This is a genomic window from Pseudomonas sp. NPDC089406, assembly GCF_044900265.1.
Lineage (GTDB): Bacteria > Pseudomonadota > Gammaproteobacteria > Pseudomonadales > Pseudomonadaceae > Aquipseudomonas > Aquipseudomonas fakonensis.
The window spans coordinates 94,824-107,379 of the sequence record NZ_JBJDNC010000013.1 but is presented as its reverse complement, the minus strand read 5'-3'; the positions used below and the strand labels follow the sequence as shown (position 1 = coordinate 107,379).

Below are 12,556 nucleotides of genomic sequence, written 5' to 3'. Positions count from 1 at the left end.
CTCCCTGTACCCCTAGGCCACTCCGATCCTGCAACAATCAGAACAGCCCGGCCCCCTGGTCATGTGCTGCCTCTCCTCGAGGCGGCGCATCATAGAAGCCAGAACGATAGAAAGGTTCAGCTTCCATTTCATTACAGTGCGTGCCCGCCCGGTAAAAACTCAGTACCAGTTGGGGTCACGCTTGAGCTGCTCCTGCAGCAATGCCTTCATGCCGTCGTCGGGCTTGCCCAGCCAGCGGTAGTCCGCGTGGCGGGTGGGGGACTTGTCCGAGGGCAGGCCCTCGGGCACTTCGACCAGCATCCCGTAGGCATCGTCCTTGTTCCAGCTGAACGCCACGATCAGGCGCTTGTGGGTGCAGTTGCCCTGCGACTCGCACAGCGGGCCGACCAGGTACTTGTCGCCGTCCTCGGTGACCGCCGACATCTGCAGCGGCGCGCTGCCGGTGAGGTTGATCACCCACTCCGGCAGGCGCTCCTCGCCCTTGATCGTGTCTTGCCAGGTTTCCCGGTATTCGGGGTCCGTGCCGAGCAGCTGGTTGGCACGGACCTGGCCGTCATTGGCCGCCATGGCCGTGGTAACGGCGCCCAGCAGCAGGGCGCCGGCCAGGATCCTGTTCATGGGTCAGCCCCTGCCGCGTCCGAAGAAGAAAGAAGCCACGAACAGCACCAGGAAGACGATGAACAGAATCTTCGCGATACCGGTTGCGGCGCCGGCGATACCACCGAAGCCCAGTACGGCTGCGACGATGGCGATGATCAGGAAGGTGATAGCCCAGCTCAGCATGGTGTTACTCCTTTCTTGTACGTAATCGGTGGTCGGCGCAGGAGGGATCAGAACACCCAACGCTCCTGCGGCGTGACGGTTTCCAGTACGGCAGGGGTGGTGGCATTGGCCTGGGTCGGCAGTGGCTCGGCCGCGCGCACCAGAGTGCTGGCACGGCTGGCCTTCATCTGCGTCAACAGCGCCGTTTGCGCCGCCACCTGTTGGGCCAGCTTGGCGGTCTGCAAGCTGTAGTAGAACTGCCCGGCTGCCAGCGTGAGCAGCACCGCCATGCCCAGGAACAACACCTGGCGAAGCGGCAAAACGGCGGACTGCATGCGGTTGACGGTTGGGCGGTTCATGCCGGTGGCTCCTGCTGTACTTGTTATCTAGACCTGAACAAGACATTGCAGCCTGCATGCCAGCCTTTGAATTGAAATAAAATCCTTTTAAATCAATAAGTTGCTAACCGTACGAAATTAAGCGAGGTCGTATCCTGCACGATGCCCCCTGCGGGCACCGTGCGTTTTGCACGATCAGCCTTCCACCTTGCTGGCCACCTTGAGCAGGTCGGCATCCACGCCGCGCACCCCGACGATCTGCCGGGCCACGTCGATGGCGATGGTGCGCTGCTCGCTGCTGACCACCTCACCCGACAACCGCACCATGCCTTGCTCGCTGGCGACCTTGATGTTCAGCCCGTCCAGGTTGCGGCTGAAGCGGTAGCTGGTCTGGATCTTGTCGATGATCCAGCTGTCACCGGGCTGCGGCCCGCTGGGTGCGTCCACCGGCTTTTCCCGGGCCTTGGCCAGGGCCGTGCTGTCGAGGCTGACCAGGTTGTTGACCAGGTGCACGCCCTCGGTGGTGCGCGCCAGCACGCCGGCCAGCTCCTTGGCCTCGGGGCTGTCGACCTTGCCGCGCAGGGTGACCACACCCTCGCTGCTCTGCACCTCGATGGGCGCTTTTTCGGTTACCCGGCTCCACAGCAAACGCGCGCGAATCACCGCGCCCAGGGTGGCGTCGTCCAGGCGCTGGGCGTAGGCGCGCGGCTCCAGCGGCCGCTCGATCAGCGCCGGGTTGACCCGCAGCTGGTTGTCGACCGTGTCGATGCCGCGGGTGGCCAGCGCCACCCGCTCGGCTAGGTCGCGCTCGACGGGGTTTTCCACTTCACCGCTGAGCCGAGCCGTGGCGCCGTCAACCTGCACCTTGATCGGGAAGGGGTTGAGAATGCGGTTGAGCGCCAACGCCGTCTGCAGCGAACCTTCCAGACGGGCATCCTGGGCCGGGTCGGCCGCTGCCAGCAGCGGCACCAGGCAACAGGCGAGCACAACCATTCGAGGGGAAAAGCGCATGGGTCTACCTCCTGACGAATACTTCAACCCTGGGTCTTCGCAACCTGCATGCCAGCTATCGACCAACAAACAACTTCATTGTTATCAGCCAGTTAGCCATCATGAAGGCATGCGGCTAGCATGCATGGCACAGAATCAATCAGAATCGACCATGCAACTTGCCCGATTTTTCCGACACTAATTGAGATCAATCCCAAAGGAGCGCAGGAAATGGAATCAGCCCAGGACAACCAAGGCCGCATTCTGCTGGTGGATGACGAGTCCGCGATCCTGCGCACTTTCCGCTACTGCCTGGAAGACGAAGGCTACAGCGTGGCCACCGCCAACAGCGCCGCCCAGGCTGAGACCCTGTTGCAGCGCCAGGTGTTCGACCTGTGCTTCCTGGATTTGCGCCTGGGTGAGGATAACGGCCTGGACGTGCTGGCACAGATGCGCATCCAGGCGCCGTGGATGCGCGTGGTGATCGTCACCGCCCACTCGGCCATCGACACCGCCGTAGACGCCATCCAGGCCGGCGCCGCCGACTACCTGGTCAAGCCCTGCAGCCCCGACCAGCTGCGCCTGGCCACCGCCAAGCAGCTCGAGGTACGCCAGCTGTCGGCACGCCTGGAAGCCCTCGAAGGCGAGGTGCGCAAGCCCAAGGACGGCCTCGATTCCCACAGCCCGGCCATGATGGTGGTGCTGGAAACCGCCCGGCAGGTGGCCACCACCGATGCCAACATCCTGATCCTCGGCGAATCCGGTACCGGCAAGGGCGAGCTGGCCCGCGCCATCCACGGCTGGAGCAAACGTGCGCGCAAGGCCTGCGTGACCATCAACTGCCCGTCGTTGAATGCCGAACTGATGGAAAGCGAGCTGTTTGGCCACACCCGTGGCGCCTTCACCGGGGCCAGCGAAAGCACCCTGGGACGGGTCAGCCAGGCCGACGGCGGTACGCTGTTTCTCGACGAGATCGGCGATTTTCCACTCACGTTGCAACCCAAGCTGCTGCGTTTTATCCAGGACAAGGAATACGAGCGGGTCGGCGACCCGGTGACCCGCCGCGCCGATGTGCGCATTCTGGCGGCCACCAACCTCAACCTCGAGGAGATGGTCCGCGAGAGCCGTTTCCGTGAAGACCTTTTGTACCGTTTGAACGTCATCACTTTGCACCTGCCGCCGCTGCGCGAGCGCAGCGAGGACATCCTCACCCTGGCCGACCGCTTCCTGGCGCGCTTCGTAAAAGACTACTCGCGCCCGGCCTGCGGCTTCAGCGACGAAGCCCGCGCCGCGCTGCTCAATTACCGCTGGCCGGGCAACATCCGCGAGCTGCGCAACGTGATCGAGCGCGCCAGCATCATCTGCCCGCAGGAGCGGGTCGAGGTCAGCCACCTGGGCATGGGCGAGCAGCCCGCCAGCAACGCCCCGCGGGTGGGTGCCGCGTTGAGCCTGGATGAGCTGGAGCGTGCCCATATCGGCGCGGTACTGGCCGCCAGCGATACCCTCGACCAGGCCGCCAAGACCCTCGGCATCGACGCCTCCACCCTGTACCGCAAACGCAAGCAGTACAACCTGTGAAATGGCCGATGAAGCTGCGCACGCGGCTGTTCCTCAGCATCTCGGCGCTGGTCACGGTGGCCCTGCTGGGGCTGCTGCTGGGGCTGGTCAGCGTGCTGCAGATGGCGACCATGCAGCAGCGCCTGGTGCAGGACACCACCCACACCCTGGCTCTGGGCCTGCAACTGCGGCAAAACCTGGGTGAGCAACTGAACCTGATCCTCGACGAGGACAGCGACCCGAACAACCTGATGACCCTGCAGAACCAGTTCCAGGGCCTGCTTAACCAGGGCCTGGAGCAGGGTGGCGAGCGCACCGGCTTCAGCAAGGCCAGCAGCAACTACCAGGCGTTTCTCCAGGCCTGGCGCGAAAGCAAGGCGCCGGCCCGCAGCATGGGCGTGGAGCAACCGCTGGGGGCTGCCTTCAACCAGGTGCGCACAGACCTGATCGACTCGCACAAGCAAACCCTCGAGCACATCACCCGCGCCGAGGAAAAATCCCGCGACCGCGCCCTCTTGATCAGCGGCCTGCTGGGCCTGATGGGCCTGACCGTGCTGGTGCTGGGCTTTATCACCGCGCACAACATCGCGCGGCGCTTCGGCCAGCCGATCGAGGCCCTGGCCAAGGCTGCCGACCAGGTTGGCCAGGGCAACTTCGACGTCACCCTGCCGGTCACCCAGGCCACCGAGCTGAACCAGCTGACCCGCCGCTTCGGCCTGATGGCCGATGCCCTGCGCAAGCACCAGGCCACCAATGTCGATGAACTGCTGGCCGGCCAGCAGCGCCTGCAGGCCGTGCTCGACAGCATCGACGATGGCCTGTTGATCATCGACCGCCAGGGCCGCCTGGAGCACCTCAACCCGGTGGCCCAGCGCCAACTGGGCTGGGACCCGAGCCGCCTGGGGGTGAGCCTGGCCGAAGCCTTGCAGCGCCCGGAGCTGGAGCAGCAGATGCGCCAGGTGCTGCGCGGCGGCAGCCTGGACCGCCCGCCCGAGGACCTCAGCCTTGAGGTGGACGACGAAAGCCGCCTGCTGACCTACAGCCTGACCCCGGTCAGCCACCCCCAGGGGCCGATCCTCGGCGCGGTGATGGTGTTGCACGACGTGACCGAGCAGCGTGCCTTCGAGCGGGTGCGCAGCGAGTTCGTGCTGCGCGCCTCCCACGAACTGCGCACCCCGGTCACCGGCATGCACATGGCCTTCGGCCTGTTGCGCGAGCGCCTGAAGTTCCCGCCCGAGGCCCGCGAGCATGACCTGCTGGAGACCATTGGCGAAGAAATGCAGCGCCTGACCCAACTGATCAACGACCTGCTCAACTTCTCCCGCTACCAGAGCGGCCTGCAGAAGCTGGAACTGGGCCCGTGCAACCTCGACGAGCTGTTCCAGCGCGCCGAACAGCGCGTTGCAGGGCTGGCGGCAGACAAGCACATCGAACTGGTGCGCGAGCTGGAGCCGCCACTGCCGCGCATCCAGGCCGACATCGCGCAACTCGACCGGGTGCTGGACAACCTGCTGCACAACGCCATTCGCCACACCGCCAGCGGCGGGCGCATCCGCCTGCATGCGCGCCGGCATGCCGAACGGGTGATCATCAGCGTCGAGGACAACGGCGAAGGTATTGCCTACGGCCAGCAGGGGCGGATTTTCGAGCCGTTCGTGCAGGTGGGCCGCAAGAAAGGCGGCGCCGGGCTGGGGCTGGCGCTGTGCAAGGAGATCGTGCAACTGCACGGCGGGCGCATGGGGGTGTTCTCACGCCCCGGGCAGGGCACGCAGTTCTATATGGCGTTGCCGGTGTGACAGCCTTTGCTGGCGTGGTCTTATGGCCGGCAACCGGCACCCATAACCCACTGGTTCAACACAGTCTCTGTAGGAGCGGCCTTGTGTCGCGATGGGCTGCGTAGCAGCCCCAAGTCCTCAGTGTCATGAACGATTGCTGGGGCTGCGATGCAGCCCATCGCGACACAAGGCCGCTCCTACACAGACCGCAAGACCTTCCGGCCAGTGCTGCCCCCTGCAGGTGCCGGCCCATGCAGGATCGCGTCAGCTCACAATTCATCATCGATACGCCGCCCCGCCACCCGCCGGCCGCGGGTGATCAGCTCGGCGAACTGCCGCGCACTGAGCGGGTGGGCGAACAGCCAGCCCTGGCCGTAGTTCACCCCCTCGCTGCTGAGCAGCCCGGCCTGGTCCTCGCTCTCGATACCCTCGGCGATCACCCGCAAGTTCAGGTCATGGGCCATGCGGATGATATGCGGCGCCACACCGCTGCTGGCGGCATCGTGGCCAAGGGCGTCGATGAACGCCTTGTCGATCTTCAGGCAGTCCACCGGCAGGGTCTGCAGGTAGGCCAGGCTGCAGTAGCCGGTGCCGAAATCGTCGATCAGCACCTGGTGCCCGGACGCGCGCAGCGCCTGCAGGTTGTCCCGCGCCACCACCACATCGATCAACCCGCGCTCGGTCACCTCGAAGGCGATCTGGCGGGCGGCAACCCGGTGCTGGGCCAACAACTTTGCGGCCACCTGGCCGATGCGCGGCGCAGTCACATCACAGGCCGCCAGGTTGACCGAGATGTACAGCTGCGGGTTGGCCCGCAGCAACTGGCCCAATTGCTCGAGTACCCGCTGCAGGACGAAATCGGTGATCGGGCGGATCTGCCCAGTGTTCTCCGCCAGCGGAATGAACAGGTCCGGGCTGGTCAGCGTACCGTCCGGGCGGCGCCAGCGCACCAGCGCCTCGGCACCGACACAGCGCCGGCTGTCCAGCTCGAAGATCGGTTGGTACAGCACCTGCAACTCGCCACGGCGCAGCGCCTGTTGCAGCTCGGAGCTCATCGAGCGGCGTTGCTGGATCATTTGCAACGCCAGCCAGCCGATGCAACAGGCCAGCAGCAGGCTGCCGGGGTACAGCAACCACAGCAGGCCATTCAGGCGCATCGGCAGGCTGGCCCGCGGGGCGATCAGCACCAGCTGGTAGTCCGGCGACTTGGTGGCCATGCGGTAGACCAGCTTGTCGCGCAGCTCGAGCAACGACTTGTGCGACGGTGGCGGCCAATCGTCGGTGGGCGGCCAGGCCTGGGCCGGGCCCAGCACCGGTATCGCCCGGGTGCCACGGTCGAGCACCACCAGCAGGCTGCCGCCTGGGGGCAGGTCGACCACATCGCTCAGGTGCCCGCGCGAGGTCGACACCAGGAAGTTGCCCCGCCCCAGCATCAGCGCCGCGAGGTTTTCGTTGGGTTCGGTGGTGGTGTTCAGCCAGTAGCTGTAGGTGGGGCCCTGGATATCCGGGCCGCGCAGCGGTGCAACGACCCGCTCGCCACGGTTGGAGCAGGCCACCTGGCTGTCGACGTAGGCCGCCTCGTAGATGAACCGCGAGGCCAGCGCCACTTGCTGCAACTGCGCCTGCATCGCCTGGCTGCAACCGCGCAGCGGCTGGGCCTGCAATTGGTCGACGCCTTCGCGCAGCTGGCCGAATACCTGCTCCAGGCGGTCAAGAAAGCGCTCGCCCCGGGCGTTCATCTGCGCGCTTTCGCTCTGCCTCATCTGCTGCAACGTCACCCCCACGCTGCCGGCCAGCAGCAGCGCGGCACTGCCCAGGGCCGCGAGCACAGCCAGCAGCCAGGGGTGGTGGAAAATTTGGCGCACTGTGGCGATGAGGGCGAGCATGCGCGGCATCCGGTTGAATACTCAAAGGTATAGCAACGGAACGGCCGCCCGGCGTCGCCGTTGGGCGGCGCGCCAGGCGTTGGCGCGAAACCTGTAGGAGCCGGCTTGCCGGCGATGAGGCCGGGCCTGCCAGCGCATCTTCCTGCGCAGGCCCTATCGCCGGCAAGCCGGCTCCTACAAGGGGTTGTGACTTTAGCGCATGCTGTTGAGCACCTGCAGCATGGCGGCGGTCTGCGCATCAGGCATGCCGTCGAAACGTTGCGGGCGGAAGCGCATCTGGAATGCGCCGATCACGTGGCGGGTGGCCACGTCCAGCTCGCCGGTCTGGTCGATGGCATAGCCAAAGCGCGCCAGTTGCTGCTGGTACCAGCCCACAGCCGGCGGGTTGGCCTCGAAGTACACCTGCTGGCGCGCCACCGCGCCGGCTTCTGGCCAGATGCTCAGGCCGGCGTCGGCCAGGCGCTTCCATGGGAACAGCGGGCCTGGGTCGAGCTTGCGCAACGGGGCGATGTCGCTGTGGCCGATGATGTGCCGCGGGGCGATGCCGTTACGCTTGACGATATCCTTCAGCAAAGCGATCAACGCCTGCACCTGGGCCTCGCTGTAGGGGTGCCAGACCCGCCCGCTCGGGGTATCGGTATAACCCGGGTTGACGATTTCGATGCCGATGGAGGTGGAGTTGAGCCAGGTGCGGCCCTCCCACTGGCTGTCGCCGGCGTGCCAGGCACGGCGGTTTTCGTCCACCAACTGGTAGACCGTGGCCGGCCCGTCGCCGATCAGGTAGTGACTGCTCACCTCGCCATGGGTGAGCAGCGCCAGCGAGCGCTCCAGGGAGGCGTTGGTGTAATGCACCACGACAAACTGGATGCGGTTGTCCTGGTTGGCCGAAGGGTGGCTGCGGTCGATGCGCAGGCCGCTGGAGCAGCCGGCCAGGGCGAGCAACAGCAGGGCAGTGAAGAATGTTTTCATTGAGAGGAGCACGTCATGAAGAGCCTACAACAGCGCTACAGTATAACGTGCTCGCAGGCCTGCGTTGCTAAGATATGGTCTTCAGCGTGTGCACAGGATGAGGAATTCGAGCGCGTTGTTGCCGCTCGCGCCTTTCAGGTCAACCAGTTGAGTCTGCACTGTCACGTACTCGGCCACAGGCTTGCCAACGACCTTGGCCTGCCCGTGAAGCTGGCGATCGTGGCTGCTCGCATCAATCGGTGAGACCGAGCAGAAACCTGGGTCCTGATGAACGATCCGGCCATTGAACGAGAGCTTGTACAGGTTGAAATAATTGTCCTGCGCTTGCCTGCTCACTTGGCTGATCCATTCGGGCCACTGGCGCAGAACTGTCCCATCGGCGGCAATATGCGCCGTGAAGACCTTATCCTGTGCCATGGCCATGTTCTGAACAGCCAGCGCAGAAATCAACAACAGGGGCCATCTGATCATTTTCATTCTCGACTCCGTCAATGGTGTTTGAATCGACGCTGAAAATTCGGCGTCAAACCATAATTTCGACGACATCGAGATCGTTCGGGCGGTAATTACTGCTTGCCCTACCCCAGCTCCACACGGTTGCGCCCCGTGTCCTTGGCACGGTACAGCGCTTCGTCGGCGCGCTTGAGTACCTGGTCACCGCGCTCGCCGGAACGGAACGCGCTGATCCCGATCGACGTGGTGATCACCACACGCTCGCCCTTGAAATGGAACGGGCAGGCCTCAATCGCCGCGCGCAGGGCTTCAGCCACCTGCACGGCAGCGGGCGGCGAGGTTTGCGGCAGCAGCAGCACGAATTCCTCACCGCCGAAGCGGGCGATGAAATCACGCCCGCGTAGGCGCTTACGCAACTGGTCGGCGACAATTTTCAGCACCTTGTCACCCGCCAGGTGACCGTAGCCGTCGTTGATACGCTTGAAGTGGTCGAGGTCGAGGATCGCCATGGCCAGGTGGCCGCCGCTCTCTTGCCATTCGAGCACTTCACGTTCGACCTGCTCGGACCAGGCGGCGCGGTTGGGCAGCCCGGTCAGCGGGTCGATCATGGCCTTCTGGCGTTGCTCCTCGAGGTGCTCGCGGTAGCCGAGGGCTTCCTGCTCCATGCTCGCCACACGCTCGGCCAGCCCTTGCAGGCGCCCGGCCAGCTCCTGCTCGCGGCGGTCGCGCTCGAGCTGGTGATCGTCCATGGTCACCAGCAGGCCTTCGAGGCGGTTCTCCAGAATGTGCTTGAGGCTGTCGACGTCGGCCGCGCCCTGCACGCTGCTCTGCAGGCCGTCGACCTGCTCGCGCAGCTGGCTGTCCAGCTGGCGGGCGGCAGAGCTGTTGTCGGCATGGCCGGTGCTGGCCTCGTGCAGGTGGCTCTGGAAGGTTTCCAGGCGCTCGTTGAGTTGCTGCAGGTAGGCCTCGAACTCGTGCTGGCCGCTGTCGGTGATCGCCAGCATGAGCACCGCCAGGTCATCCAGTACCGGGATCAGCTCGTACCAGTTCAGGCCACGGGCCACCCGCTCGCGCATCTCAAGGGCCTGGGCCTTGTGGCGCTCGGGCAGGCTGAGGTCGTCGAGCAGGCCGATCAGGGTTTGCTCGATGTGGGCGGCGACCTGGCTGTACGGCGGCTCGACCGCGTCGGGGAGGGCGTAAGGGCCGTCTTCGCCTTCGAGCAGTTCGGGGGGCTCGGCAGGTTCCTCAGCGGGGTCTTCTGCCGGCACCTCAAGCGCAGCTTCTACTACGGCCGGTTCGGTTACTGGCTCGGCGTCGGGTTGCTCCGGCGTATCGGCTACCGGTGCGGGCGCCGTTACGACATCGATCAAGGCTGGCCCAGGCACGTCCGCGTCGGGCTCGGGCGACAGGGCGTGAACAGGCTCCTGGGCTACGGGCTCCGGTTGTGGCTCAGGTTGAGCCACAACAGCGGGCAACGGGTGAAGCTCGTCGACGTCCTGCTGCTTGGGGGCAGGTTCCTGTGGGGTGGGTTTGGCGGCCTCATCGCGGGGCAAGCCCGCTCCCACAGGGGCCACAGGTTCAGGTTCGGGCGCTTCGTCGTGGGTATTTTGCGTTTTGGCCGGGGCCGCTGGGGCAGGTGCCATGGGCTCGTGGGCGGGGTGCGCATCGTCGTGGGCCTCGTCGCGGCCACCGAACAGCCGCTGCAGCAGGCCGGGGCGCGCTTCTTCGCCGGGCTTTTGTACGGCATTCAGGGCCTTGCCCTGCAGGCCGCTGAGCTCGCCCAGCAACGGCGGCAGGTCGCGGGACTGGGCGACGCCGCCGTCGAGCTTCTTCGCCAGCTTTTTCAGCGGGCGTGAGACTTCGCCGGGCAGGGGCAGGGCTTGCAACTGGGTCACCAACGCCGTCAGCGCATCGCCAACCTGGTTCATGCGGGTTTCGCGGCGCTGCTCGGAGTCGAGCACGGCCTTTTCCAGGCGCGGAATCAAACCGGCAAGGCCGGCGTCCATGTTGTCGCTGCGGATCACCTCGCGCATTTCTTTCATGCACTGGTCGACGATCTTGTCGCTACCCTCAGCCGCCAGGGTGCTGCGCACCAGGCCACGGCGCAGCAAGTCGAGGCGGGCTTCCCAGCGCCGCTCGAGCTTTTCCTGCTGCTCGATGCTCTTGAGGTATTTCTCTTTCCAGCGCTCGGCTTCTTCGGTCATGCCTGGATCCGCATCCGGTGATGGCATCTAGTTCTGTATGACTCGATTTCGGCGCATTCGCCGAACACTTGAGTGTTGCAGAGGCTAGGTCAGGACCGGCAGCGTATCTACAGTCAATGCATCAGGCAATCGGATCTCGACGGCAACCGGAAGGTGGTCGGAAATCGGCTGCGCCAGCACCTCGACGCGCTCAAGCGTAAGGCTGGGGCTGAGCAGGATATGGTCGAGGCAGCGCTGCGGCCGCCAGCTGGGGAAGGTGGCCTCGACTTGGGGCGCGATCAGGCCTAGGTCACGCAACGGCGAGTGCTCGATCAGGTCGGTGGCGTGGGTGTTCATGTCGCCCATCAGCACCTGGTGGCGGTAGCCGCCGATCAGTTCGCGGATGTACGCCAGTTGCCGGGCGCGGGTCTTGGCACCCAACGCCAGGTGCATCATCACCACGATCAACGCGTCCTCGCCCTCGCCAAAACGCACCAGGATCGCCCCGCGCCCGGCTGGGCCGGGCAGCGGATGGTCTTCAAGGTGCTGGGGTTTCAAGCGGCTGAGCACGCCATTGCTGTGCTGGGCGAAACGCCCGAGGTTGCGGTTGAGCTGCTGATACCAGTAAGGGAACGAACCCAGCTGGGCCAGGTGCTCCACCTGGTTGACGTAGCCCGAGCGCAAGCTGCCGCCATCGGCCTCTTGCAGGGCCACCAGGTCGAAGTCGCCGAGCAGCTCGCCGATTTTTTGCAGGTTGCCGGCCCGCCCGGTGTGCGGCAGCAGGTGCTGCCAGCTGCGGGTCAGGTAATGGCGGTAGCGCTCGGTGCTGATGCCGACCTGGATATTGAAACTGAGCAGCCGCAGGCGACCATCTTCTGGCAGGCCAGGGGCCTGCAGGTGATGTTCGTTGACCTGCGGCTGGTGCAGGCCGACGATGCGCGAGGTGCGAAAGCGGCCCATGCTGGCGCCGCTTACTTAGCGGCGCGCTCCTTGGCGATCAGCTGGTCGGCGACGTTGAGCACGCCTTCGGGCCCTTGGGCGGTGCCCAGGTCGAAGCGGTACTTGCCATTGACCACCATGCTCGGTACGCCGGTGATTTCGTACTTCTTCGCCAGTTCCTTGGCCTGGTTGACCTGGCCCTTGATGGCGAACGAGTTGAAGGTGGCAAGGAACTTCTCCTTGTCGACGCCCTGGGTGGCCAGGAAGTCGGCCATGTCCTGCGGGTCGGTCAGGCGCTTGCGCTGGTTCTGGATGGCATCGAACACCGCAGCGTGCACCTTGTGCTCAACACCCATGGCTTCGAGGGTCAGGAACATCTGGCCGTGGGCATCCCATGGGCCGCCGAACATGGCCGGTACGCGCTTGAAGTTGACGTCCTTGGGCAGCTTGTCGACCCACGGGTTGATCACCGGTTCGAAGTGGTAGCAATGCGGGCAGCCGTACCAGAACAGCTCGACGACTTCGATCTTGCCAGGCACCGACACCGGTACCGGGTTGCTCAGCTCGATATATTCCTTGCCGGCGGTGGCGGGCTCTGCGGCCTGCACGGCAGCCATACCGAAGGCGCTGGCGGCGACCAACGCAGCGCTGAGAATCAGTTTACGCATGCTTTACTCCTGAGCAGTCTTTGGTCGCCTCGACGC

The 12,556-nt window shown here is 65.2% G+C and carries 12 protein-coding genes; 2 read left to right on the top strand and 10 right to left on the bottom strand.

Annotation, left to right across the window (positions count from 1 at the left end):
- Nucleotides 1-159: 159 nt before the first annotated feature.
- The 4 genes from ACI2KK_RS11880 to ACI2KK_RS11865 form a co-directional block, all read right to left on the bottom strand.
- Nucleotides 160-618, bottom strand: coding sequence for an inhibitor of vertebrate lysozyme family protein (locus ACI2KK_RS11880; protein WP_404669048.1), 459 nt, complete (start codon nucleotides 616-618; stop codon nucleotides 160-162).
- 3 nt (nucleotides 619-621) lie between these two features.
- Entirely contained in the window at nucleotides 622-783 is a 162-nt protein-coding gene (locus ACI2KK_RS11875) for a DUF1328 domain-containing protein (RefSeq protein ID WP_003252966.1), read from the bottom strand.
- A gap of 47 nt (nucleotides 784-830) precedes the next feature.
- Nucleotides 831-1,121: a hypothetical protein gene (locus tag ACI2KK_RS11870; RefSeq protein ID WP_217841163.1), complete on the bottom strand. Its 291-nt coding sequence runs from the start codon at nucleotides 1,119-1,121 to the stop codon at nucleotides 831-833.
- A 174-nt stretch (nucleotides 1,122-1,295) separates the two neighbouring features.
- Nucleotides 1,296-2,111 (bottom strand): BON domain-containing protein, encoded by an 816-nt coding sequence (locus tag ACI2KK_RS11865; RefSeq protein ID WP_404669047.1) that lies wholly within the window; start codon nucleotides 2,109-2,111, stop codon nucleotides 1,296-1,298.
- 210 nt (nucleotides 2,112-2,321) lie between these two features.
- Between ACI2KK_RS11865 and algB the strand changes: the two genes are divergently transcribed.
- Nucleotides 2,322-3,668, top strand: coding sequence for a sigma-54-dependent response regulator transcription factor AlgB (gene algB, locus ACI2KK_RS11860; protein WP_404669046.1), 1,347 nt, complete (start codon nucleotides 2,322-2,324; stop codon nucleotides 3,666-3,668).
- An 8-nt stretch (nucleotides 3,669-3,676) separates the two neighbouring features.
- The gene (locus ACI2KK_RS11855) at nucleotides 3,677-5,443 is read left to right on the top strand and encodes a KinB sensor domain-containing domain (RefSeq protein WP_404669045.1); all 1,767 of its coding nucleotides are present in this window, start codon (nucleotides 3,677-3,679) and stop codon (nucleotides 5,441-5,443) included.
- 248 nt (nucleotides 5,444-5,691) lie between these two features.
- On the opposite strand, the gene ACI2KK_RS11850 is transcribed toward ACI2KK_RS11855, so the two are convergent.
- The 6 genes from ACI2KK_RS11850 to dsbA all read right to left on the bottom strand — a co-directional run bounded on the left by ACI2KK_RS11850 (nucleotide 5,692) and on the right by dsbA (nucleotide 12,520).
- On the bottom strand, nucleotides 5,692-7,308 hold the full coding sequence (locus tag ACI2KK_RS11850) for an EAL domain-containing protein (RefSeq protein WP_404669044.1): 1,617 nt from the start codon (nucleotides 7,306-7,308) through the stop codon (nucleotides 5,692-5,694).
- 192 nt (nucleotides 7,309-7,500) lie between these two features.
- Entirely contained in the window at nucleotides 7,501-8,277 is a 777-nt protein-coding gene (locus tag ACI2KK_RS11845; RefSeq protein WP_404669043.1) for an N-acetylmuramoyl-L-alanine amidase, read from the bottom strand.
- An 81-nt stretch (nucleotides 8,278-8,358) separates the two neighbouring features.
- Entirely contained in the window at nucleotides 8,359-8,754 is a 396-nt protein-coding gene (locus ACI2KK_RS11840; protein ID WP_404669042.1) for a hypothetical protein, read from the bottom strand.
- A gap of 101 nt (nucleotides 8,755-8,855) precedes the next feature.
- On the bottom strand, nucleotides 8,856-10,934 hold the full coding sequence (locus ACI2KK_RS11835; protein WP_404669041.1) for a diguanylate cyclase: 2,079 nt from the start codon (nucleotides 10,932-10,934) through the stop codon (nucleotides 8,856-8,858).
- A gap of 84 nt (nucleotides 10,935-11,018) precedes the next feature.
- Nucleotides 11,019-11,873 (bottom strand): endonuclease/exonuclease/phosphatase family protein, encoded by an 855-nt coding sequence (locus tag ACI2KK_RS11830; protein ID WP_404669040.1) that lies wholly within the window; start codon nucleotides 11,871-11,873, stop codon nucleotides 11,019-11,021.
- Between the two features lie 11 nt (nucleotides 11,874-11,884).
- The gene (dsbA, locus tag ACI2KK_RS11825) at nucleotides 11,885-12,520 is read right to left on the bottom strand and encodes a thiol:disulfide interchange protein DsbA (protein ID WP_404669039.1); all 636 of its coding nucleotides are present in this window, start codon (nucleotides 12,518-12,520) and stop codon (nucleotides 11,885-11,887) included.
- Nucleotides 12,521-12,556: the final 36 nt, after the last annotated feature.

Excerpts from the sequence above, each read along its gene's own strand:
- ACI2KK_RS11875 (WP_003252966.1), bottom strand. The coding sequence starts at position 783 with ATGCTGAGCTGGGCTATCACCTTCCTGATCATCGCCATCGTCGCAGCC.
- ACI2KK_RS11835 (WP_404669041.1), bottom strand. The coding sequence starts at position 10,934 with ATGACCGAAGAAGCCGAGCGCTGGAAAGAGAAATACCTCAAGAGCATC.
- ACI2KK_RS11850 (WP_404669044.1), bottom strand. The coding sequence starts at position 7,308 with ATGCTCGCCCTCATCGCCACAGTGCGCCAAATTTTCCACCACCCCTGG.
- algB (WP_404669046.1), top strand. The coding sequence starts at position 2,322 with ATGGAATCAGCCCAGGACAACCAAGGCCGCATTCTGCTGGTGGATGAC.
- ACI2KK_RS11845 (WP_404669043.1), bottom strand. The coding sequence starts at position 8,277 with ATGAAAACATTCTTCACTGCCCTGCTGTTGCTCGCCCTGGCCGGCTGC.
- ACI2KK_RS11830 (WP_404669040.1), bottom strand. The coding sequence starts at position 11,873 with ATGGGCCGCTTTCGCACCTCGCGCATCGTCGGCCTGCACCAGCCGCAG.
- ACI2KK_RS11840 (WP_404669042.1), bottom strand. The coding sequence starts at position 8,754 with ATGAAAATGATCAGATGGCCCCTGTTGTTGATTTCTGCGCTGGCTGTT.
- ACI2KK_RS11880 (WP_404669048.1), bottom strand. The coding sequence starts at position 618 with ATGAACAGGATCCTGGCCGGCGCCCTGCTGCTGGGCGCCGTTACCACG.
- ACI2KK_RS11855 (WP_404669045.1), top strand. The coding sequence starts at position 3,677 with ATGAAGCTGCGCACGCGGCTGTTCCTCAGCATCTCGGCGCTGGTCACG.
- ACI2KK_RS11870 (WP_217841163.1), bottom strand. The coding sequence starts at position 1,121 with ATGAACCGCCCAACCGTCAACCGCATGCAGTCCGCCGTTTTGCCGCTT.
- dsbA (WP_404669039.1), bottom strand. The coding sequence starts at position 12,520 with ATGCGTAAACTGATTCTCAGCGCTGCGTTGGTCGCCGCCAGCGCCTTC.
- ACI2KK_RS11865 (WP_404669047.1), bottom strand. The coding sequence starts at position 2,111 with ATGCGCTTTTCCCCTCGAATGGTTGTGCTCGCCTGTTGCCTGGTGCCG.